At 36.9% G+C, this 22508-nt stretch carries 20 protein-coding genes, 1 tRNA gene and 1 rRNA gene; 3 read left to right on the top strand and 19 right to left on the bottom strand.

Annotation, left to right across the window (positions count from 1 at the left end; all coding sequences use genetic code 11):
• Nucleotides 1-56: 56 nt before the first annotated feature.
• The 7 genes from ABE34_RS12405 to ABE34_RS12375 form a co-directional block, all read right to left on the bottom strand.
• Complete coding sequence (locus tag ABE34_RS12405) at nt 57-674, bottom strand: nitroreductase family protein (RefSeq protein ID WP_197142875.1); 618 nt, start codon at nt 672-674, stop codon at nt 57-59.
• A gap of 94 nt (nt 675-768) precedes the next feature.
• Nucleotides 769-1746, bottom strand: a complete 978-nt coding sequence (locus tag ABE34_RS12400; RefSeq protein ID WP_197142874.1) for a ring-cleaving dioxygenase — start codon at nt 1744-1746, stop codon at nt 769-771.
• 50 nt (nt 1747-1796) lie between these two features.
• Entirely contained in the window at nt 1797-2231 is a 435-nt protein-coding gene (locus tag ABE34_RS12395; protein ID WP_197142873.1) for a MarR family winged helix-turn-helix transcriptional regulator, read from the bottom strand.
• 162 nt (nt 2232-2393) lie between these two features.
• Entirely contained in the window at nt 2394-4625 is a 2232-nt protein-coding gene (locus ABE34_RS12390) for a YcdB/YcdC domain-containing protein (RefSeq protein WP_197142872.1), read from the bottom strand.
• A 138-nt stretch (nt 4626-4763) separates the two neighbouring features.
• Nucleotides 4764-6053, bottom strand: coding sequence for a LysM peptidoglycan-binding domain-containing protein (locus ABE34_RS12385; protein ID WP_197142903.1), 1290 nt, complete (start codon nt 6051-6053; stop codon nt 4764-4766).
• Between the two features lie 833 nt (nt 6054-6886).
• Nucleotides 6887-7618, bottom strand: a complete 732-nt coding sequence (locus tag ABE34_RS12380) for a hypothetical protein (RefSeq protein ID WP_197142871.1) — start codon at nt 7616-7618, stop codon at nt 6887-6889.
• Nucleotides 7611-8948: an AAA family ATPase gene (locus ABE34_RS12375; RefSeq protein ID WP_197142870.1), complete on the bottom strand. Its 1338-nt coding sequence runs from the start codon at nt 8946-8948 to the stop codon at nt 7611-7613. The genes ABE34_RS12380 and ABE34_RS12375 overlap by 8 nt, the downstream gene beginning before the upstream one ends.
• 353 nt (nt 8949-9301) lie before the next feature.
• Here ABE34_RS12375 and ABE34_RS12370 point away from each other — a divergent pair, with 353 nt between their 5' ends.
• Nucleotides 9302-9586, top strand: coding sequence for a hypothetical protein (locus ABE34_RS12370; RefSeq protein ID WP_197142869.1), 285 nt, complete (start codon nt 9302-9304; stop codon nt 9584-9586).
• A gap of 330 nt (nt 9587-9916) precedes the next feature.
• On the opposite strand, the gene groL is transcribed toward ABE34_RS12370, so the two are convergent.
• Together groL and groES are read right to left on the bottom strand one after the other, a co-directional pair.
• The gene (groL, locus tag ABE34_RS12365) at nt 9917-11548 is read right to left on the bottom strand and encodes a chaperonin GroEL (RefSeq protein ID WP_197142868.1); all 1632 of its coding nucleotides are present in this window, start codon (nt 11546-11548) and stop codon (nt 9917-9919) included.
• Nucleotides 11549-11888: 340 nt separating this feature from the next.
• Complete coding sequence (gene groES / locus ABE34_RS12360; protein ID WP_079563614.1) at nt 11889-12173, bottom strand: co-chaperone GroES; 285 nt, start codon at nt 12171-12173, stop codon at nt 11889-11891.
• A 172-nt stretch (nt 12174-12345) separates the two neighbouring features.
• Here groES and ABE34_RS12355 point away from each other — a divergent pair, with 172 nt between their 5' ends.
• On the top strand, nt 12346-13110 hold the full coding sequence (locus ABE34_RS12355; RefSeq protein ID WP_197142867.1) for a CPBP family intramembrane glutamic endopeptidase: 765 nt from the start codon (nt 12346-12348) through the stop codon (nt 13108-13110).
• A 103-nt stretch (nt 13111-13213) separates the two neighbouring features.
• Here ABE34_RS12355 and tatC read toward each other — a convergent pair whose 3' ends face one another.
• From tatC to ABE34_RS12340, 3 genes are all read right to left on the bottom strand, one after another.
• A complete protein-coding gene (gene tatC, locus ABE34_RS12350) occupies nt 13214-14035 on the bottom strand; it encodes a twin-arginine translocase subunit TatC (RefSeq protein ID WP_197142866.1) in 822 nt (273 codons plus the stop codon).
• A gap of 17 nt (nt 14036-14052) precedes the next feature.
• Nucleotides 14053-14238 carry a twin-arginine translocase TatA/TatE family subunit gene (locus ABE34_RS12345; protein WP_010857065.1) on the bottom strand — a complete coding sequence of 62 codons (186 nt, stop codon included), beginning with the start codon at nt 14236-14238 and terminating at the stop codon, nt 14053-14055.
• Nucleotides 14239-14469: 231 nt separating this feature from the next.
• The gene (locus ABE34_RS12340) at nt 14470-15105 is read right to left on the bottom strand and encodes a redox-sensing transcriptional repressor Rex (protein ID WP_079563611.1); all 636 of its coding nucleotides are present in this window, start codon (nt 15103-15105) and stop codon (nt 14470-14472) included.
• 225 nt (nt 15106-15330) lie between these two features.
• Between ABE34_RS12340 and ABE34_RS12335 the strand changes: the two genes are divergently transcribed.
• Entirely contained in the window at nt 15331-17274 is a 1944-nt protein-coding gene (locus tag ABE34_RS12335) for an ATP-binding cassette domain-containing protein (protein ID WP_197142865.1), read from the top strand.
• Nucleotides 17275-17753: 479 nt separating this feature from the next.
• On the opposite strand, the gene tsaD is transcribed toward ABE34_RS12335, so the two are convergent.
• From tsaD to rrf, 7 genes are all read right to left on the bottom strand, one after another.
• A complete protein-coding gene (tsaD, locus tag ABE34_RS12330; protein ID WP_197142864.1) occupies nt 17754-18773 on the bottom strand; it encodes a tRNA (adenosine(37)-N6)-threonylcarbamoyltransferase complex transferase subunit TsaD in 1020 nt (339 codons plus the stop codon).
• A complete protein-coding gene (rimI, locus tag ABE34_RS12325; protein ID WP_197142863.1) occupies nt 18770-19222 on the bottom strand; it encodes a ribosomal protein S18-alanine N-acetyltransferase in 453 nt (150 codons plus the stop codon). Before rimI ends, tsaD begins: the two co-directional genes overlap by 4 nt.
• Nucleotides 19215-19922: a tRNA (adenosine(37)-N6)-threonylcarbamoyltransferase complex dimerization subunit type 1 TsaB gene (gene tsaB, locus ABE34_RS12320; RefSeq protein WP_197142862.1), complete on the bottom strand. Its 708-nt coding sequence runs from the start codon at nt 19920-19922 to the stop codon at nt 19215-19217. Before tsaB ends, rimI begins: the two co-directional genes overlap by 8 nt.
• A complete protein-coding gene (gene tsaE / locus ABE34_RS12315; protein ID WP_197142902.1) occupies nt 19919-20368 on the bottom strand; it encodes a tRNA (adenosine(37)-N6)-threonylcarbamoyltransferase complex ATPase subunit type 1 TsaE in 450 nt (149 codons plus the stop codon). Before tsaE ends, tsaB begins: the two co-directional genes overlap by 4 nt.
• A gap of 484 nt (nt 20369-20852) precedes the next feature.
• Nucleotides 20853-21188 carry a hypothetical protein gene (locus ABE34_RS12310; RefSeq protein WP_197142861.1) on the bottom strand — a complete coding sequence of 112 codons (336 nt, stop codon included), beginning with the start codon at nt 21186-21188 and terminating at the stop codon, nt 20853-20855.
• 353 nt (nt 21189-21541) lie between these two features.
• Nucleotides 21542-21617, bottom strand: a tRNA-Asp gene (locus tag ABE34_RS12305).
• Between the two features lie 514 nt (nt 21618-22131).
• Nucleotides 22132-22247: ribosomal RNA gene (rrf, locus tag ABE34_RS12300) — 5S ribosomal RNA — on the bottom strand.
• Between the last annotated feature and the right edge of the window lie 261 nt (nt 22248-22508).

The following is a 22508-nucleotide window of genomic DNA, read 5'->3' as shown; positions in this document are numbered from 1 at the left end:
CCTCCTAAATGTGCATTAAATTTATTTTTTGTAAAGCATTTTTATTTTATACCGACCTAATAATAGGTTGCAAATTCCTCAACTGGTTTACGATAACCACGCAAACGGCGACTACTTTCTTTTTCCTTACCAATTGTAATCATTAGCGCAATTTCTTGTGTTTCCGGGACATTAAAAAGGGCTCTCATTTGTTGCTGATCAAAGCCGATCATTGGACATGTATCCCATCCACGATTTTTGGCTGCCAACATAAATAACATAGCTGAAAGTGAAGCGTTACGAATGGCTTCCTCTTTCTTAAACTCCTCGCCGCGCTCATCATAAAATTTTGTATTTTCTTCAACAAGATTTTCTAACTCACAAGCATTAATAATGCCTAAGTCTACCATCCCTTGACTAAGGTTAGCAGTGTTTTTATAGGCTTCTTTATCTCCTAAAACAAGTATAACCGCCGAGGCTGAGTGCACTTTATATTGCCCGTATGCCGCTTCTCTTACTTTTTCTTTTTTTTCTTCATCTAAGACAACGATGTAATTAGTATGCTGTAAATTAAAGGCAGATGGAGCAAGTTTAACATCCTCCAAAATGGGACGTATATCTTCTTCGCTCATCTTTATGCCCTCTATAAAATTATTCGCAGAACGACGCTTATCTATTACCTTTGCAAATTCCATCCAAATGACCTCCAATCATTCTCTTTTAAGAATATGTAATTTCCATTCAGCGAGGCTTGTGTTTCTCTACTGAATGGAATGAAAAGCATTACTCTTATTCTTTATCGAACGTAATCGTACTTCTTACAGTGTCGATAGGACGAACAAGCTCTTCAATTTGTGCACGCTTTGGCTCTAAAAACGGTGGCAACGATAATTTTTCACCTAATGTTTCATATGGCTCATCCCCCATAAATCCTGGCCCATCAGTAGCTAGCTCAAATAAAATTTGTGGTGCAACTCGCGCATAAAGGGATTCAAAGAAGTGACGGTTTACATAACCTGAAGTATTGAAGCCAAAGCTTTCAAATCGTTCAGTCCATTCATCTAATACAGCACGATCCTCTACGCGGAATGCCGCATGATGTACTGTACCGAAGCCTTGACGAGCTACTGGTAAAACTGCGTTAAACTCTACAACGATTTGCGCACCGTTTCCGCCTTCACCAACCTCAAATAAATGGAAATCCCCTTCCTCTGCAATTTCTGTAAAGAGCATCACTTTTTCTAGCATTTCTTTGAAATATTTAAAATTAGCAACTCTTATAAAAACTGGACCTAACCCTGTAATTGCATACTCAAGAGGAATCGGTCCATCTTGCCATGGAGTGCCCGATGCAACGCCTGTATTGTTTTCATCAGAAATAAGCTGATATTGCTGATCATCAAAATCAACGAATGATAAAGTTTTCTTGCCAAATTGCTCTTGTATTCCTGTATGTTTAACATTTAGTCGATCAAAACGTTCTACCCAATAGTCCAATGCCGCATCTGTAGGCACGCGGAATGAAGTTTTAGAAATTTCATTAGTTCCATGCACACCTTTTGGGATGTTTGGGAAATCGAAAAATGTCATATCAGTACCAGCACTACCTTTATCATCTGCAAAGAATAAATGATATGTTTGGATATCATCCTGATTTACTGTTTTTTTCACTAATCGCATCCCTAATACATAAGTGAAGAATTTATAATTCTCTTCTGCACTACTTGTAATAGCAGTAACGTGGTGAATTCCTTTTAAATGATTCATTTTATGTTCCCCCTATTTATCTCGATTTCGAGATATATACGTAAAATTTTTTATTTTTCAACTGCGTTTAAACCAACCTTTTTTAAAGACAGGATCATTGTGTCCATCTCCTGTTGATCTAATACTTCGAAAATCTCATTAATTTTTTGTTCATGCTTTGGAAATATTTCTTCCATCAACACTTGTCCTTCAAATGTTAATAAAACATATGTGACACGGCGATCCTTTGGACAAGCACGTCGATACACAAAACCTTTTTGTTCGAGCTTATCAATAACATACGTAATACTGCTGCTTGCAATTAAAATTTTCTTTCCAATCACTTGAATTGGTTGCTCACCATGGTGATATAAAAACTCAAGTACTGAAAATTCAGTTTGATTTAAATCATATTGAAGTAAATCCCTCTTTGTTGCATCCTGAATCGTTTGATACGCCCGGAACAAGACCGTAAAAGCTTTTAAATTACGATTATTTTCCTTCATACGACTCCCTCTTCTCATTTACTTCGAATTTATTTATCTTTAATTCGAGATAATAATAACATATAAAATAATTAACGGCAATCCTTTTGTTTTACTGTAATCTCACAAAAAGGACACCTCCTAAAATTAGGAGATGCCCCTTCATGTATCGATTACTGAATATTAATAGTAATAGCGACCGTTATTTTCCTCATAAACAGCCTTTGCTAGACGAACTGTAGATATTGCCAAATCTGCATACGTCACTTTCCCAGTAGCATTGAATTTATTTTGCTGACCATCCATTAGTCCCATCGCACTTGCTAAAGCAATATAACCTGCGTATTCCGATTTAATTGAGCTTGCATCAGCAAAGTTTAGTTTGTAAATGTCACTATGTTTAGCAGCATTTTCCAAATTCAATACACGTACTAACCATTCTGCAAGCTCTTGACGAGTCAATTCTGTATCTACTGCAAATTGATTACCCGGTTGTATAATACCCATTCTTACAGCTTGTTCAACAACTCCGTATAATGGATGCTTTTTGTCAATATTATTAAAGGATTGCTTCTCGTCGCCTCTTCCATAAGGACTAAAATCATAATGTCCGTATGATAATGATTTAACTAAGATTTTCAAAGCTTCTCCCTTGTTTACAGCTGTATCAGCATTAAAGTTTGCTGGGTCTTTAACCTCTAACACATTTTGGTGTAGTAAATAAGTTAATTCTCCTCCAGCTGTTGGATGAGAAATAGCTGGTTTTCCTTTAGCATCATCAGCAACATGAAGCCACTTACCGGTTGTTGCATCAATGCCATTGAATATGCTTCCATTATAAACCGGAGAATATACTAAATCATAGTGGTGCTTATCCTCGCCATCTTGTTTCGCATACTGAAGCTCCAATTTTAACCCTTCATTGAACGTTGCTTTTGCTTTATCAGCTGGAATAGCTTTGTTTACAGACGGCCAGTTATCAATCTTGTGATTATTAATATTTAAAGAACTTAATTTACCATCTGCACTAATACCAACAGAAATTGCATCCCCTACTACGGCAATGCCATTGACAACACGTGGGAAGGAGAAGTAATAGCGTTCGCTATCTTTATCATATATTACATCTTCTAGTGGCTTCGAATAGTTATGAATATAAGACGGAGCCCACTCTTTTAAGTAGCCTATCGCTTTTGCTAAAGCAGCATCTTTTGCAATTGGTTGTACTTTAACATCTGTCTCTATGAAATCTCTACGTATATCCCAGTATTCTGTAATCTCACCTGTTGCTTTGTTCACTTCAAATGATGTACCATAACCACCAGTTTTTATATGATACATATAATTTACTGAATAAATTGTCTCACCATTTTCATTTTCTCTTTCACTAATCGAATCAATTTGTAGCTCCGATTTGCCTGAATCATCTTTTAAGAAAGACTTCGCTAACTCTTCAACTTCTTCTACTGTAACGTTCTTCTTTCTAGGTTCAAGTGGTTGCGATGCCAGTTTTTCTACTTCTTTTTCCTTTGGTACTTCGGTAGTGAAACCATTCATTGTCTTCCACTGCCCATTTAATGCATGTACACCAGCGAAACTTGATGGGGGCATATACGCAAGCTTAGCAATAGATTCACCTGTTTGGTAGTTAGTGTCAATTACATAACGTAAATCAACTGATAAATTTTCTCGAACCTGTGTAAGTATATCTGATTCATTCTTTTTCTGATCTAAGTTATCAAATGTTGCCTTACTAGTTGACTCAGTACTACGATACATATCTGTAACTTCACCATTTGCTAGAACTGTAATATTGAGATTCTCATTAATTAGTGGTACACCATTATGTGTTGGCGAATAAGTGAATGAATACGTAATTGGTTCAGATAAAGGTCTACTAAAACTAAAACCAAAATCACCATACCAATTGTCTTCACGAAGCTTGTAATTCGCAGTATTCGGCAATTTCTTTAGGAAGTCTTGGGCAATTTTCTTTGCCTCAGTCTCTGAATACTTCACTGGATACAATGCATCCGCTATATTAGCAGGCTGATAGTGGAAATATTCTAATTCTAAATCTTCGCCTTTAAAAGTAAAATCACCATAAACGTCTTTGCCATCGATTGTCTTGTGGAAGCTTAATTCATAGCGTATTGTTTTATCATCATTAAAGTAATGCGCTTCCCCCATTGAGAAATCTTTCTCTGTTACAAATTTGAACTTGTTAGGGAATAATGTATTCAATTGCTTAATAAGTACACTTTTTGATACCTTTGTTTCTGTTGAAGCAACTTGGATCGCCACTCTCTCTTGCGGTTCTTTTACGTCTGCTGAAGCTTGTGCCGTTGGCGAAATTACACCCACAGAAAATGCAGTAGACGCTAGTATGATACCTAACTTTTTGAATTTATCCAAAATATACCTCCTAAAATATTATTTACCATTATTATAATATATATCCCCATAATTGGAAACGTTATTTCCATATTATTAATATTTATTAGAAAAGAAATGAACTCCCTTTGCAGCGAAAGTATTTACTCCTTAAGATTCTCATTTCTTTACTACATCAAAATTTGATCCGATCAATAGCCAATTTTGCGGGAACGGTAAACCTAATTTCCAGTAGCCCACCCCTCTAAGATTGTACCTTTTGATTAAATTGAACTTCGCTTGAATGGATCTTGCATCCTCGAACCACACCACATGTGCTCTACCTTGCTCATCGTAGTATTCAAAGAACGGAGCTTGAGATCTCAAATCAAACTGAATAGCAGCATTATATTTTTTAGCAATCTCAATTGCTCTTTGTGGACTAATTGCTTCTGCATTCGGGCCCCCTTGTACAAAAGGCAGCGTCCAGTTATATCCATATAAATTCTGTCCAAGTATAATTTTGTTACGAGGTATCTCACTTACTGCATATTTTACAACCGCCTCTACCTCGGGAAGTGGCGATACGGCCATAGGTGGCCCTGCAGAGTACCCCCATTCATAAGTCATTAACATAACAAAATCCACTATTTCTCCATGTGCTTTATAATCATGCCCCTCCGTCCACGGGCCTCGCTCACTAGCACTTGTTTTTGGAGCTAGTGCCGTCGATACGGTATACCCCTGTGGATGGAATCGACTCACCGCTCTCCTTAAAAAATTGTTGTATGCTTCTCGTTGATCACCCGGTAAATTCTCAAAATCGAAATGAATATCTTTAACGCTTCCTAAACGCTTAGCCTCTTCAAGAATATTATTAAAAAGCAAGTCCTGTACTGCTGTACTTTGAAAAATATCTCGTGCTAAATCACCGCTAAAACTAAAATTTTCCAAATTTGAAACAACCATTGCTAGAGAAGCTCCTGTATCATTAGCAATTTGCGTCACACCTTGACTCGGGGGACTCTTAAGCGTTCCATCTCGCCTTGCCTCATAGCTAAATAAAGCAAGATATGTTAAAAATGGACCCGCTTCTCTCGCTTGGCTCAATAATGCCTCACTAACGAACGTCCCTCTCGGCTCTAAATATGCCAATGTTTCAGCTTTTGTTTTTGGTTGAGGTGGAATATAAAGTCGCATACCAATCGATAAAGGCTGACTCGGACTAATATTGTTGACTTGAGCAAGTGTTAAATAATTCATGCCAAAGCGTTGGCCGATTGAATATAGACTATCCCCTGACTGTACATAATAAAAATTTCCGACAATCGGTATTACAAGAGTTTGCCCGACAACTAATCGATTCGGTTCAGGAATTTGATTGGCATCTACAATACTTTGAACTGTTGTCCCATACGCCTGCGAAATACCCCATATGGACTCCCCTGCCCGTACAACATGTATTTGAATGGCAGTGCCTCCTTCTAGCTTGATAAAATCACACCTATAAAGCTTATGATTTAGGAGAGGAAAAGATGTCATTGCTCAAAGATTCTTCGCTTGGATATAAGGTACTCGGTGAAATCGAGATACAGTTTATGCAATTTTTATTCATCGTCCTTATGGATTGGATTTTTCAATTTTATTACACATTTATAATAATAAACCTCTTGAAAATAAAACATTTAAATCGTACTAGAAATTCATGGCATTTATGCTTTGTGGCTTTTACATACAGGTATTTTCAATTAAACTTTGATACGAGTATACTGAGAAATGTTCATTTTCAAATTATTAATAGTCTCTATTGATTGCTAATTCATCGACCCTCCGTTCGGAATATTCCGATTTTTTCAGAAACACTTACACTGAAGGGAAGCTCTTGCTTTTTCCGGGTTTGATAATAGCATATCATTAGAAATAAATATTTAAAAATCAACTTTTGTTGTTACTCGAACAAAAATTGATAAAAACCGGAAAATAAAACTTCTTTCTAATATGCGAATGTTCGAAATTGCAATAAGGAACTGTTGCTAGAACAACACTTAAATTGTTTAGAGAACCCTATACCACTAGTCTATTAAAGTTTCAAATTCAATTTTTGTCATATATTGAACAAAAATTGATAAAACTATCTACCGTTGTCGATATAAGACAAAGTTGTATTGTTTTAAAATAAAGTCGCACTTTTTTTAGCGTATAAAAATCTAGGCAATACTGTTATACATTTTGCCCATTGAAGCCTTATTGTTGAAAACAAAAAATCAGTGGAAGATGTGGACCCCACTGATTAAAGTTATACTTTATTGTACATCTGATTTAATCATTTCAAATAATAACGGTACATTCGTTCCGCGTTGTAACGAATTGCAGCCCTCCATTAAAAATGACCAGCTCATTTTCATTTTTTCTTTATACGGAAGCTCTGCATTAACTGGAAGATAGTCTTCTAAAAACTCTTCTATGGAACTCGATAAATTGTCCATGAATTCATCTGCCTTTTGCACCTTTTCCGTTGCTATTTCATTGCGCTCATTCCAAAGTACATGCTCTAAGTTTGTAGAAAAATAAAATAGCTGGTACGGTATTTTTAATCGCTGAATGCTAAAATGATCATTCGCCACAAGGATTTTGGCATTATTCGCCTTCATTTCATTTCGTTGCTCGATTTGTTCCTTACGCTTCTCAGTTTTCACCAATATTGCATCTTCTGTATAGTATAGTTTTTGCTCAATATCTTCCTTCACTTTGACAAATTCGGGATCAATAAAACAACCGTCTGCATCGGTAATATGAACGACAGCAGTTAAATCCTTCGCTAAAAACTTATACTTTTGCAAATAGTTCTGAATCACTCGCGTAACACTATTTTTAATATTAGGTATCCGTTTATTAGTGTCCCACTTCGTTAAAATATCCTCTCGTTGTACATCGAAGCGAATCGTAGAATTTGCAAAATGTTCATCTAGATAATCCTCTAAAACAATTTGCTCCGTCTGCCCCTCTACAATAATTAAAAGAACCTTTTTAGTCACGCTTGACACCCGCTTTTCTAAAAGCACGCTTAATTTTAAATATCTTCGTTTCTTTATAAACCTCTTCATCCTGTCCGCCCAACTGAATTGCACGTAAATAAACATCTCGAGCATTATTTACCTCTTTAATACCTTTTAGCTGCATATAACGACGTTCCTCGTTCGTTGTCGTAAACCATAAGTTTTTAATAGCAAGCACCTCTAACACGCGTAAATTATGAGACGTAAAAATAAGCTGGCCTTTTCCGTCCTCATCAATCACTGTTAACAACTCGCCTAATAAATATTCAAAAACACCAGAATCTAATTCATCAATCACTACACAAGCATTTGGGTTATTATAAACGGCAATAAGTACACTGAGTACAGAAATTATTTTCAAAATCCCCTCTGACTCTGTCCGTAGTGGTAATTCGCGCTCCCCACGCTGTGATAAAAATTCAAAACGGACTCCTTTTTCTCCATTATCCATCGTTTGTTTTGTAATGACATTAATCTTAATAGTCAGACCCGGAATAATTGCTGATAATACACGATTACTTTGTTCTATTACTTCACATAACACATTAAACGTATCTTCTGGTAATAACGCTGGTCCTTTCAAATTGTAAGGGATAGAACCACGAGTTTTTTCTAGATGGATACTAAATGGCATGCTGCGCTCCTCAAATAATGGTGCGATATTTTGATTATTAACAACATGTAGATCTCGGTTAAAATCTATTGCTAAATTATGAAGTAATTGCATTTCTAGCTCTGATAATCTGTCTTGTAATAATGGCTTTAAATCTTTGTGAAAGATAAAGGACGTATATTGTTTTTTAGATAGTTGATGAATGACTAGTAATTGGATACGCGTTTTTTCATTCATATCTGAAAGATTTGCTTTACGTAGTTGTATGTCTTCCTCTGAAACATTCATTAGAATCTTTGAACGCTTACCTTTCTCATTCTCTCTGTAAGCTATACGTTCAACCGTTGTGTACAGTCTGTTTTGATCTTCTTTTAACTCTACATAATAATTGAGAAAAAAAGTGCCAAATGGATTTTCTACAAGAAACTCGAACTCAATACTTGCCGTATCCTCTCCTGCCATAATTAATTTCTTTTCCTGAGACGGTAATTTTATTTCAGTAATCCAGCCGGAGATTAGTGCCTTTAACAAGCCAAATGCATCAACAATAGTTGTTTTCCCTGAACCGTTTTGTCCGTATAAACCTACAACGTTAGCCTTAAAAAATGTCTCAAAATTCACCGTTAAGACAATTTCGCCTTGTCGCACATTTCGTAAGTTTTGTATCTTAATTTTTTTGATTTTTACAATGGCCATTTATTTAAACATCCTTTAAATGATATTTTCTTCTATTATAATTAAATTTGATATATTTTATAACATTTCCCACTTTAACGAATTATCACTTTGTCAATTTTTAACATATATAAAAGCATTTCTCAAATTTGAGAAGTGCTTTTTGGAACCAGGGGATACGGGATGTTAATAACAAAATCGTCGAGATTTAAATATGGATTGTCTAATGAAACACTTCTTTCTTCATTTTTCTTCTCTACATATGCCTTCTTTACGATCGTAAGAAAATGAATGAACTCTCATAGACGCCTGATAATGGGGAAAATTTTTGTTATAATAAAAATTCCGTAAAAATTATATAAGGATGTAATAGTTTGAAAAAATATATTAAAGGTTATTCTCTAGGAACTTTACTAGGTTTATTACTTTGTTCGTCAGCATTTGTCGTAGAAGTTCCATTCACTTTTCGACAACATTGGTATGCAGTGGTAATCTTTTTACCTGCTGTTGTTTATTTTACCTTTACCTATAGTGAATACAATGAAATCTCTTTTAAAAAGGAAAATATCAAGAAATCTATACCTTTCATCATCGGTTTAGTTTTAAGTTGTTATGCAGTTTGTTCAATTTGGGGGTTACCAGATTTATTAAAACCATAAATCCGAGCATATAAGGCCTACTTTTATCGTCATGCCTATATTTTCGAAGGAGCTCCTATATTACCAATATAAAAATTAACATTTAAATTTAACAGAGCCAAATTAGAAACGAGAAACACTTAGTTAATTCTTCTGTCTGCTATGAAGTCATCGCATAGAAAAAAACCACTCCTCATAATTATTAAAAATCATGAGAAGTGGTAGTTACTTTGTATTTTAATTGTGAGTAATACTACTTCATAAAAAGAAGTGTTGCAACGTGGATTTCAAAGCTCTCTAAAGGCGAAATCATCACCTTCAAAAGCTGAGTAAACCCTTGTCACACAAGGATTACATCATTCCTGGCATGCCGCCCATACCAGACATATCTGGCATTGCTGATGCTGGTTCTGGAATATCTGCTACTACTGCTTCAGTTGTTAAGAATAAAGCTGCTACAGATGCTGCGTTTTGTAGAGCTGAGCGAGTTACCTTCGCTGGGTCTACTACGCCCGCTTCAATCATATTTACCCATTCGCCTGTCGCAGCGTTGAAACCTACACCGATTGCTTCACGTTTTAGACGATCCACAATAATTGAACCTTCAAGACCTGCGTTGTTTGCGATTTGACGTACTGGCTCTTCTAAAGCACGTAGAACAATTTTTACACCTGTTGCTACGTCGCCTGCTTCTGCATCCGCAACTTTTTCAACTGCTGCATATACGTTAAGAAGAGCAGTACCACCACCTGATACAATACCTTCTTCAACTGCTGCACGAGTTGAGTTTAGAGCGTCTTCAATGCGAAGTTTGCGTTCTTTTAGTTCTGTTTCTGTTGCAGCACCAACTTTGATTACTGCTACGCCACCTGCTAATTTTGCAAGGCGTTCTTGTAATTTTTCTTTATCGAATTCTGAAGTTGTTTCAGCAAGCTGAGCACGGATTTGACCAATACGGCCTTCGATTGCATCTGCACCGCCAACACCTTCTACGATTGTTGTATTATCTTTTGTCACAACCACTTTTGCGGCGCGACCAAGTGATGTAATATCAGCTGATTTAAGGTCTAAGCCTAATTCTTCTGTAATTACTTGACCACCTGTTAAAATTGCGATATCTTCAAGCATTGCTTTACGACGGTCACCAAATCCTGGAGCTTTAACCGCTACAGCATTGAATGTACCACGAAGCTTGTTCACTACAAGTGTTGCAAGAGCTTCCCCTTCAACATCTTCAGCAATGATTAACAGTGGACGACCTTGTTGTACCACTTGTTCTAATAATGGTAATACTTCTTGGATATTTGTAATTTTTTTATCAGTAATTAAAATGTATGGATTATCTAATACAGCTTCCATTTTATCTGTATCTGTTACCATGTAGTGTGATGCATACCCACGGTCGAATTGCATACCTTCTACTACATCAAGCTCAGTTGTGAAGCCTTTAGACTCTTCAATTGTAATAACACCGTCGTTACCGACACGTTCCATTGCTTCTGCAATTAATTGTCCTACTTCATCATCGGCAGCAGAGATAGCCGCAACTTGTGCGATTTCCTCTTTGTTGCTTACTGGACGAGAAATAGCGTTTAATTCTGTAAGGGCTGCTGCAACTGCTTTGTCAATCCCTTTACGAATACCTACAGGATTTGCACCAGCTGTTACGTTTTTTAAGCCTTCACGAATAATTGCTTGAGCTAATACCGTTGCCGTTGTTGTACCGTCACCAGCGATTTCGTTCGTTTTAGAAGCCACTTCTGCTACTAATTTTGCACCCATGTTTTCGAATGGATTTTCTAGCTCGATTTCTTTTGCAATTGTTACACCATCATTTGTAATAAGTGGTGAACCGAATTTTTTTTCTAAAACTACGTTACGACCTTTTGGCCCTAAAGTAATTTTTACCGCGTTTGCTAATTTATCTACACCTTGTAGCATTAATGAACGAGCGTCTTCTGAGAATTTAATATCTTTTGCCATTTGAATTTACCCTCCTGGAATGGAATATTCGTTAAGCTTCATCAATATATTTATAGAAATTTCGCCATACTATCATTGTCACCTATATGTGACAATGACGAGGCATTTACTTTAAAAGGGATTATCCCCAAAGCGTGTGGTTGATTTCCGTTCCGGCTGAGCGCTTTCCTGGGGGCGTCCGATGAGCCGCTTCACTCGCGTTGCTCGCTCCAGGGTCTCATCTGTGACGCTAATCCCCAAGGAGTCGCCCAGCCTCCACTCCAATCAACTTATTCACATAGTAAACGTTTTAAAAAATTTCATCCGAAACTTTTAGTGATGAATCTTTAAAAGTATGAATTTATTCAATAATTGCAAGAATATCGCTTTCGCGTAAAATTAGGTATTCATTACCTTCATATTTAACTTCTGTACCTGAATATTTAGAGAAAATAATGCGGTCGTCAACTTTAACGTCAAGCTCTACACGTTGTCCGTTCTCTAATATACGACCTGTCCCAACTGCTACAATTTTACCTTCTTGTGGCTTTTCTTTTGCAGAGTCTGGCAATACAATACCGAATGCAGATTTTTCTTCTACCTCGATTAGTTCGATTACAATACGATCTCCTAGTGGTCTTAACAAGTGAAACAACCTCCTATTAATAAAATATAAAATTAAGTTTATTAGCACTCTACCTATACGAGTGCTAACACAATTATTATGATAATCAATCACACTTTTTTTTGCAAGTCAGAACTTCAAAAAATTTTGTTTTCTTTCCATATTCCTCTACAATAGAAAGGTAGCATAATGAATGGAAAGGATTTTGACTGTGAACAATTCTACAAAAATAAATAAGCATAAAAAAACAGCCCTTTATGTTTTAGTGATTTATATCATCATGCATTTATCAGGGATATTGCTAGCAAAACCGTTTCACAAGCTTGTTATGAGTACAACTGGTTTACCTAGCGAGCAAGCTGCTCCGCTTACGCAAGGCTGGTATATTGCACTTAGCTTTGCCATTGCATTAATCCTAAGCTTAATCCTAACATCTCGTGATAAAGCGTTTTGGGATATTTATAAAGGGAAGAAAGCAACGATACCACTGTCAATTATGTGGGGAATTATTGGTTTCTTCTTAGTTTTCTTTGGCCAAATGATTGGCGCAGCAATCGAAATGGCTATATTCGGTATCCAAGGTGGATCGCAAAACACAGCTGATATTGTAGCTATTGCAAAAGGTGCTCCTATTGCAATATTAGCGATAGTTGTTTTTGGACCAATATTAGAAGAGTTCGTCTTCCGTCGTGTTATTTTTGGATCGCTTGTCCAAACAACTAATTTCTGGATAGCCGGGATAGTAAGCGCCATTTTCTTTGCTCTTATTCATATGGACTTCTCACATATCTTGCTTTATACAATTTGTGGATTGATCTTTGCCTTCTTATATCACAAAACAAAACGCATTTGGACGTCCATTATCGCCCATGTCATGTTGAACGGTTTTGTGACACTTGTACAATTGTATGCAGAACCATTGCAAAAGTTTCTTCAAGAACTAGAAAAAATGCAATAAAAATCAGCGGGTGTTTGGACACTCGCTGAAAAGAAGTTAAATTTAACTGTATCTATCACGACGAAAAAGCTCGATGCTACTAATTAGCATCGAGCTTCTATTATTATTGATTCAATTCTTCGATTTGACGTCTCTGCTGTTCAAGTGCCTCTTCTATCTGACGTTTTTGCTCAGCTTCTTGTTCTTCCTTCATTCGCATTTCCTCTGATTTTAAGTATTTCTTATAGCCAATACGAGAAATCATAATGCTAATTTCATAAAGAACAAACAACGGTACTGAAACCATTAAGTGCGAAGCTAATTCAGGTGGCGCGATTAGTGCAGCACATACAAATAAGCCAAAGTATGAATACTTACGAATACGAATTAGTAACTCAGGAGATAAAATCCCAATACGTGAAAAGAACAAGACTACAATCGGTAATTGGAAAAGGAAACCAAAAGGTATTGTAAGCTTAAATAAAAACGAAAAATATTCATGTATGCCAATTGTTTGTTGAATTTCTAAATCGTTTGATAAATTCATCATAAACTTTATGACATAAGGGAATAGTAAAAAATATGAAAAAGACAGCCCTGCTAAAAACAATAAAAATGAATACGGTATATAGCTTAAAGTTGCTTTTCGTTCTACGTCCCTTAATCCCGGGCTAATAAAAGACCACAATTGATACATCAATACCGGTGAGGATAGGATAAATGCTATTAAAAAAACGACTTGGATATAAATTGCAAGTGGTGTTACTACATCAAATGCATGGAGCTCTATATTATAATTTGCTCCAGTACTTTGAAGGTATTTAACAAGCGGCTTTGCAACAAAAAAGCCGCCAGCCATAGCTAGAACAAAGAAAACGGCAACAATGAAAAGCCGTTTTCTTAATTCTTCTATATGTTCAATGACAGTTAGATCTCTTGGATTCATTCCACAAACATCCTAACTTACTTATCTAATTCTTTCTTTTTCTTGTCATCATCATCTTCGTCGGCTAAACCTTTAGTAGCATTTTTGAATTCACGTAATGTTGAACCAAATGCTTTACCAAGCTCTGGTAACTTCTTAGGACCAAAAATTAGTAATGCGACAATTCCGATAATAATGAGGCTCATAGGACCAATACCACCCATTAAAGCCACCTCCTCTTTATATCCATCATTTTAACGCATATTTCGCCATTTTGCTAACTAATTATATGTGAAAGTTTTTCGTCATTCTCTCAATTTTATACTTACTTCTATTTAACAGAAACTGTGAGCTATACTATCAATTATACCTCGGTCTAATTGCGTCCTAAGGCTTTAACTTCTTTAAGTGGGCGTTTGTATACCCGCTGAAAGAAGTTAAATTATGTACAATGATCACTCTTCCTGATTACGAATTAAATAAATAAGCGCCTGCAACTCTACCGACAAATCGATTGTTAAAAGTTGCATTTTATCTGGTACAGTAATACGTTCTGGCGTAAAGTTCAAAATTCCTTTTGCGTTCATCACTGCTAATCTATCAGCCATTTTCTGTGCAGAGCGTGGTGAAACTGTTAAAATTGCAAGCTCCGCTCCATATTCCGCATATTTTTCTTCCAATAAGTCAGGGTGAAAAACAGGAATATTGCTAATCATCTTCCCTTCTTTTGGGGCCTTCGAGTCAAATGCAACAACGATATGAGTATTGTGGTTTTTTTGAAAATTATATTTTAATAAAGCACTACCTAAATTCCCTACACCAATTAACGCAACCTTTGTTGCTTCATGTTGATCGAGCGTTTGGCTAAAAAATTGTAAGAGATGCTGCACATCATAGCCATATCCCTTTTTCCCAAGAGCACCGAAATAAGAAAAATCTCGGCGAATAGTTGCAGAATCAATTTTCATTGCTTCACTTAGTTCCTTCGACGAAATACGTTCCATGCCTTCTTGTGCAAAGTTTTGGATAAAACGATAGTAAAGAGGAAGTCTTTTCGTAGTGGCTTGTGGAATTTTCAATTCTTGTTTCAAACTTTTTCCTCCTTAAAATGTATCAAGTTCTATTTATGATACAGGCTTTATATTTCAAAATTTATAATATTTACTGGAGGATTTCCCTTTATTTAATGGCGCTTTTACGCCACTAAATAAAGGGAAATCGTTTCAATCTTACATGACAGCTTGGAATAAGTAAAGCATCGACATTGCAAGCCACTCGCTCATCCATTACACTAAGGAAGAATTGAGGTGTCATGAATGATTGTTTTACAGGTCAATCAACTATATAAATCCTTCCTTGCAGATGAAATTTTAAGTGGCGTAAAATTAGAAGTTCAACATCGTGACCGAGTTGCATTAGTAGGTCGTAACGGTGCTGGTAAATCCACTTTACTTAAAATTATTGCTGGTCAAATGTCATATGACTCTGGCGATATTATTATCCCGAAAGATATACAAATTGGATACTTAGAGCAGCATGCTGGTTTAAACTCAACATTGTCGATTTGGGATGAAATGATGACTATTTTTGAGCCGCTTATTGCCCAAGAACAAACGCTACGATTATTAGAACAACAAATGGCCGACCCAGCTGTTTATGAAAACCCTACTTTATATGCAAAAATAATGTCTGAATACGATCATTTACAGCATAATTTTAAGGATGCGGGTGGCTATCAATATGAATCGGATACACGTTCTGTGCTTCATGGCATGCAGTTTTATCCTGAGGATTACCAAAAGTCAATTAGCTCACTATCAGGGGGACAACGGACTCGGTTAGCACTTGCTAAGCTTCTTTTAAGTAAACCTGACCTATTAATCCTTGATGAACCTACTAACCATTTAGATATTGAAACCCTCTCTTGGTTGGAATCATATTTAAAGGGTTATGAAGGGGCTATTCTAATTGTTTCCCATGACCGCTACTTCTTAGACCAGGTTGTTTCCATTGTCTACGAAGTATCTCGTCATCGCGTCACAAAATATACAGGCAATTATAGTGCCTATTTAGATGAGAAAGCGAAAAATTATGACCGTGATTTGAAGCTATATGAACGTCAGCAAGATGAAAAGGCCAAGCTAGAGGAATTTATTCAAAAAAATATTGCTCGTGCTTCTACTACTAAAATGGCACAAAGTCGTCGTAAAATGCTCGAACGAACAGAATGGATGGACTCTCCTGAAGGCGATGAAAAGTCAGCAAGCTTCGGTTTTACAATTGAACGTCAAAGTGGTAACGATGTATTATCTATCGATGACATAACAATAGGTTATGGTGATAAGAAAATATCAAGCGGCATCACACTACGCACTTTCCGTGAAGACCGCATTGCACTTGTTGGACCAAATGGTGTTGGTAAATCCACTTTATTAAAAACCATTGTCAAAGATTTGCTACCATTCACTGGAGAGATTCGCTATGGTACAAATGTTCAAATTGGTTATTATGATCAAGAGCAGGCAAAGCTTTCGAGCAATAAAAGTGTTCTAAAAGAGCTATGGGATGAATGGCCTTTAATGAATGAAAAGGATATTCGCACAGTGCTAGGCCGATTCTTATTCAGTGGAGTTGATGTAGATAAAACCGTGTCGTCTTTATCTGGTGGAGAAAAGGCCAGACTTGCATTAGCTAAGTTGATGATGCAAAAGGCAAATCTCTTAATTCTTGATGAGCCTACCAATCACTTAGACTTAGATAGTAAAGAGATACTGGAAAATGCACTTATTGATTATCCTGGAACTCTTCTTTTCGTATCGCATGACCGATATTTTATCAATCGAATCGCTACTAAAGTAATCGAACTGTCTGGTGATGGTTCCTTTGAGTATTTAGGTGACTATGATTATTATCTTGAGAAAAAACAAGAGCTACTAGAAATCGCCCAAATGAAGGCTGCTGCTCAACCGAAAGCACACGCTAATGTACCTGAGAAGATCTCTACCTCTAAAATTGATAAAGAGGCTAAAAAACGAGAACGTCAAATTAGACGCACGCTTGAGGAACTAGAAGTGAAAATGCAGCAAGAAAATCTTGAAATAGCTCGCTTAGAGGAAGCTCTTTGCGATCCTGAGATTTTCACAGACCACGAAAAAATTACCCAGCTCCAGGATGAATTATCCTCTTCTAAAGAACAGTACGAGTCATTTGAAATGGAATGGCTCGAGCTAAGTGAAGAACTTGAAAATATTACCTTATAACATCCCCCTACCGAACTTCTTTCTTTAAGGTGGGAGTATTTTAAAGCCATGTGCCTTATCGCATGGCTTTTTACTTTACTCGTCTTCATTTTTCATATATATTGGTCAAGTGCTATTTTTCGACAAAAAATGCCCACAACTTTATACACACTATAAATCTAGTAATACCAACATATCAACAGACTTTTCCACATTGTCCACAATTCAAAAATATTTTATTCACATGATTCTGTGCAAAACAGGCTACTATATATTGAATAATCACAAGTTATGCACAAGTTATCAACATTTTGTGCATAAGTACGGATGTTCGCTCTTTTATTTTCGCCTTGCCTGTGGATAATTTTCTGAAAAATTTGTCAACTAATTAGATTTATATGTTCTTATGTCCACTGTTTTCTCAACATTTTTTTCACACAAAAAAAAGAGGTGTTTTAGAATTAAATCTAAAACACCTCTTTACACTATAGTGAAAGAATTTACACCCAGGATTTTAACTCCATTCCAGGGCGACCGTTCATTGATAAATTGCCTCGAATATTCGTTTCAAACATAGGTGTTGCTGCTGCCCCTATCATAGCGGCGTTATCTGTACACAGCTTTAATGGCGGTACACACAACGAGATACCTTCTTCCGCAAATACAGACTCAAGTGATGTACGTAAGCCTTTATTCGCCGCTACACCTCCAGCTGCAATAACTTGTTTCACTTTATATTCACGTGCTGCCCGTAATGTTTTAGCTGTTAGCACTTCAACTACGCTATCCTGAAATCCTTTGGCTACGGCAGTCGGAGAAATCTCTTCTCCACGCTGATCCATATTATGTTTATAATTAATAACGGCTGATTTTAAACCGCTAAAGCTAAAATCATAAGAATCTTCCTCTAACCACACTCGCGGGAAGGTTACAGCCTCATCTCCCTCGTGTGCTAGCTTGTCAATACGTGGGCCACCTGGATACGGTAAGCCTAAAACACGCGCAACCTTATCATAAGCTTCACCAGCTGCATCATCTCTCGTCTCACCAATGACTTCAAAAGAGCCATGTTCTTTCATATAAACTAGCTCTGTATGGCCACCCGATACAACTAGTGCTAATAATGGGAATTCCATCGGCTGCACGAGTGCGTTAGCATATATATGTCCAGCTATATGATGCACACCGATTATCGGTAAATCATTGGCAAATGCAAAAGCCTTCGCTGCATTAATCCCAATTAACAATGCACCTACAAGACCAGGACCTTCAGTAACTGCCACAGCGTCTAAATCAGTTGGCTTCATATTTGCCTGTGCTAATGCTTCTTCAATAACCACTGTAATTTGCTCAACATGATGACGAGATGCAATTTCAGGTACAACTCCACCAAATCGTTTATGACTTTCTATTTGCGATGCAACCACATTTGAAACAATTTCAGAGCCATTTCGAATAATCGCTGCTGCTGTTTCATCACAGCTTGATTCTATTGCTAATATAATTCGATCTTCCATCATAAATTCACCCACATGACAAGGGCATCCTCCCCGTTATCTGTATAATAGCCTTTACGTATGCCACCGTCTTGGAAATCAAGCTTTCGATAAAGATTTTGAGCAACTGTATTTGTCACTCGTACCTCTAAACTCATGACTTCCATACTATGGTCTTTCGCAATACGCATTGCCTCTCGCATTAATCCTTCACCTATTCCGCGACCGCGAGCAGCATCTATAACGGCTACGTTCGTAATTTGCGCTGCGTCTATTACCATCCACATTCCACAAAAACCGATAATGTTATTATACTCATCTATAGCTAGCACATAATGTGCATACTGATTTTCATGCACTTCATAATAAAAAGAGTCTAACGTCCATGGTGTAGAAAATGTAGCAAGCTCAATTTCATACACTACTGGGACATCTTCAGATACCATTTTACGAAATAATACATTACTACTCATGTGCCTTCTCCTTTTGTTCCTTCAGCCAATTCGCCTCCGCCTCTGCAATACGTTTGTATTGCGGGACAAAATGATGAACAGCATCCACACTTGGTAGCTCCACTTTCGTCGCTAATCGAACTGTTTCACTTGCTCTTGGCAAGTCATGACTAAACGGTGTGCGCCTCGCATAGTCACCTAACACCTCTACGATTTTATGCCAAAACACATCTATATCTACTCCAACAAATAAAACCGGTGCCTCTAAAGCCTGTAAACGCTCTAATAAGCCATCAATATGATCGTGATAATCATCTATAATTGTTTCAAGCTCACGACCTTTATAAACTGCCGTATAAACATTGCCTCTTCGCGCATCAAAAATAGGACAAATAAATCCATCATAGAGTGCTGCATTTGCGGCTAATGACTTTAAGCTAGATATTCCAACTAAAGGCTTTTTCAATGTCCATGCTAATGTTTTTGCAAGCGTCACACCTATTCGTACACCTGTATAAGAACCAGGTCCTTCTGATACAGCAATCGCATCCAACTCGCTTGGCTTTATGCCAGCGTTTGCTAGCACTTCTTCAATGGCTGGCATAGCACCTGCCGAATGCGTTACTTTTATATTTTGTACAATCTCTGCGACCACTTTACCATCCCTTATTACAGCAATAGAAAGTGGTGCATTCGCTGTTTCAATCCCTAACCAAATCATTTCATTAGCTCCTCACATAATGCCTCATATCGCTTTCCAAGAGGTGTTAATACAAATCGTCGTTGATTTTCTCCCATTCGGTAAATTTCTATCGCAAGGCGCTCCTGTGGTAAATCCTGTTCAATCAAATGAGCCCACTCGATAACTGATACCGCATCACCATAAAATAGCTCGTCCCATCCAAGGTCTTCATCGCTTTCTGCTAAACGATAAACATCTAAATGATTAAATGGTAAACGCCCCTCATATTGCTTTACAATCGTAAATGTCGGACTATTGACTGTTCTCTTCACGCCAAGTCCCTTTGCTAATGCTTTCGTAAATGTCGTCTTGCCAGCACCCAAATCACCCTCTAATGTAATTGTATCCAGGGCTTCTAGTAAGCTTGCTAGCTTCAGCGCAAAATGCTCAGTATCATCAAGTGAATTCATTATTTTTTCATACATCATCTCTTTTTCCTCTCCTAGCTCCATTACTTCTAGTTTACCGAAACAAGCGTAAATGTTCAAAGCATCCAATGGATTTTAAAAAAAAACAATTACACCTTGGCGTAATTGTTGCAACTTGTCGACAAAAAGAATATAAATTACCGTATATCGATTTAACAAAAGTGATGTTCACTCCAAGTTGATGCTTATCATAGGATAAGTCGATAAGGTGCAACTACTAATCAATTATGCCTCGGCATAATTGCGTCCGGAATCAGCTTTGTGCTTTGGCATGAGGGCAGGTTTGCCTATTTTTTATACAAGGCAAACCTATTCGTATAGATTGCTAGAGAAAAACGAGATCATTTCAACGTCACTACTATACAACTTACGCAAGAAAGCATTCATCAGCAGCCTAAAACAATTATGCCTTGGTGTAATTATCGCTATCGCTACTAAAACATCTACAAAATGAAGAGACAACATCCTTATAAAGAAGTGCTTATTTTTTTTTACCCTTTATCTCACTAATCTCTTTTTTAACCAATTTATCATCTTTAAATTGGACATTATAAGCTCTTGTCATAAGTATTTCATCATTCCAGCGGTATTGATCTTTTTTCAATGTTTCTCCTGCTCCCCCTGCAACTTTTACTACCTCCATATATGTCATACCTTCTTTTATTTTTTTAAATTCCTCTTCATTCATATTTTTTTGCCAGTGGTAAGCATTGGATTCCTCAATATCTAAGATAGGATCTCCACAGCCTACTAGTATTACAGCAGCACATATGAGCAAGCTTATATTAAGACGTTTTATGTAATAATAATTTCTCATGTAACACCTCCAAATCTTTTTCACACGAGAGAAATCGATAATATCATCGTCATTTTATAGTTAATGCCCTATTTGTTAGATTTATTACCTAGCTCTTAATTTCTATCACTCTTCATCAACTGTAGTGAAACGTAATGGAACTTTCTACAAATGCTACACCCTACAGGCACTATAGGGTCTTTTCTAGTCTGTTTTATGCAGGGCTTCGATGTATTCACCTCCATCTTAAATTGTATTGAATACACGAAATAATATTTTTAGAAATTATACATATCCACTTATTTCCTTGTAATAACAATAAAAAAAGTTCTTATGATTTAAAAGCATCATAAGAACTATATTATCAATTATAATGGCGGTCCCGACCGGGATCGAACCGGCGATCTCCTGCGTGACAGGCAGGCATGTTAACCGCTACACCACGGGACCTCTTTAAGACATTTATAAATATATCATATGTAATTGAGGTATGCAATACTATTTTATATATTTTTTTATTTTTATTTTTATATTCTCTATCTTTTACGTATCGACTTTTCAAATCTATTATGTCGACGCAAGATTGGGTTTGGCTTTTGCCTGCAGATTTTTGCGTGAAAGCAAAAGGCAGCATAGCATGAGGGTCGACACGATATCAGACATTTCGGTAATGCCACAGGGCATGGCATTTTTAGTCTGAGTTCCTCTATTTCAGCGGGTGTTTGGATACCCAGCAGCTTAAATTCGCATTCCTCTCCCCATCTAAAGAGGTAAGAAAGTCCTGTATTTAACGTTATGCTTACAATACAAAAGACATTTGCTGCGAAAACACTCTTGCTGAAAAAAGAAAGGAGGTAAATACAAAAATAATATTAGTGTTTTGTAGTTGCTCTTTAATTGTTTTATCGTCTACAGCTTTGTCTATAATAAAAAAACAGCCAGCACACAGCTGACTGTTTACATTGCCTAGCGACGTCCTACTCTCACAGGGGGAAGCCCCCAACTACCATCGGCGCTAAAGAGCTTAACTTCCGTGTTCGGTATGGGAACGGGTGTGACCTCTTTGCCATCATCACTAGACTATTGTCGGCTTTCAATATACATCGCATTTCTTCGTCAGCTTCTGTCGTTCAGTCAGTCACGTACTTGAGTACGCTCCTTCCCTCTCTTCATCGCTTCCTCGAACTACTCGTATCTTGAAACCCTTGAAAGAATTGTTCTTTCAAAACTGGATAAACGGTGCATTGAATGCTTCAAACATTTTGGTTAAGTCCTCGATCGATTAGTATTCGTCAGCTCCATGTGTCACCACACTTCCACCTCGAACCTATCTACCTCATC

The sequence above is a fragment of the Lysinibacillus sphaericus genome (assembly GCF_015844675.1).
Taxonomy (GTDB): domain Bacteria; phylum Bacillota; class Bacilli; order Bacillales_A; family Planococcaceae; genus Lysinibacillus; species Lysinibacillus sphaericus_E.
Note: the sequence above shows the minus strand (reverse complement) of the source record. Positions and strands in the feature narration are given on the sequence as shown.

Excerpts from the sequence above, each read along its gene's own strand:
- ABE34_RS12405 (WP_197142875.1), bottom strand. The coding sequence starts at position 674 with ATGGAATTTGCAAAGGTAATAGATAAGCGTCGTTCTGCGAATAATTTT.
- ABE34_RS12400 (WP_197142874.1), bottom strand. The coding sequence starts at position 1,746 with ATGAATCATTTAAAAGGAATTCACCACGTTACTGCTATTACAAGTAGT.
- ABE34_RS12395 (WP_197142873.1), bottom strand. The coding sequence starts at position 2,231 with ATGAAGGAAAATAATCGTAATTTAAAAGCTTTTACGGTCTTGTTCCGG.
- ABE34_RS12375 (WP_197142870.1), bottom strand. The coding sequence starts at position 8,948 with ATGGCCATTGTAAAAATCAAAAAAATTAAGATACAAAACTTACGAAAT.
- groL (WP_197142868.1), bottom strand. The coding sequence starts at position 11,548 with ATGGCAAAAGATATTAAATTCTCAGAAGACGCTCGTTCATTAATGCTA.
- ABE34_RS12355 (WP_197142867.1), top strand. The coding sequence starts at position 12,346 with ATGGAAAGGATTTTGACTGTGAACAATTCTACAAAAATAAATAAGCAT.
- tatC (WP_197142866.1), bottom strand. The coding sequence starts at position 14,035 with ATGAATCCAAGAGATCTAACTGTCATTGAACATATAGAAGAATTAAGA.
- ABE34_RS12345 (WP_010857065.1), bottom strand. The coding sequence starts at position 14,238 with ATGGGTGGTATTGGTCCTATGAGCCTCATTATTATCGGAATTGTCGCA.
- ABE34_RS12335 (WP_197142865.1), top strand. The coding sequence starts at position 15,331 with ATGATTGTTTTACAGGTCAATCAACTATATAAATCCTTCCTTGCAGAT.
- tsaD (WP_197142864.1), bottom strand. The coding sequence starts at position 18,773 with ATGATGGAAGATCGAATTATATTAGCAATAGAATCAAGCTGTGATGAA.
- rimI (WP_197142863.1), bottom strand. The coding sequence starts at position 19,222 with ATGAGTAGTAATGTATTATTTCGTAAAATGGTATCTGAAGATGTCCCA.
- tsaB (WP_197142862.1), bottom strand. The coding sequence starts at position 19,922 with ATGATTTGGTTAGGGATTGAAACAGCGAATGCACCACTTTCTATTGCT.
- tsaE (WP_197142902.1), bottom strand. The coding sequence starts at position 20,368 with ATGTATGAAAAAATAATGAATTCACTTGATGATACTGAGCATTTTGCG.
- ABE34_RS12310 (WP_197142861.1), bottom strand. The coding sequence starts at position 21,188 with ATGAGAAATTATTATTACATAAAACGTCTTAATATAAGCTTGCTCATA.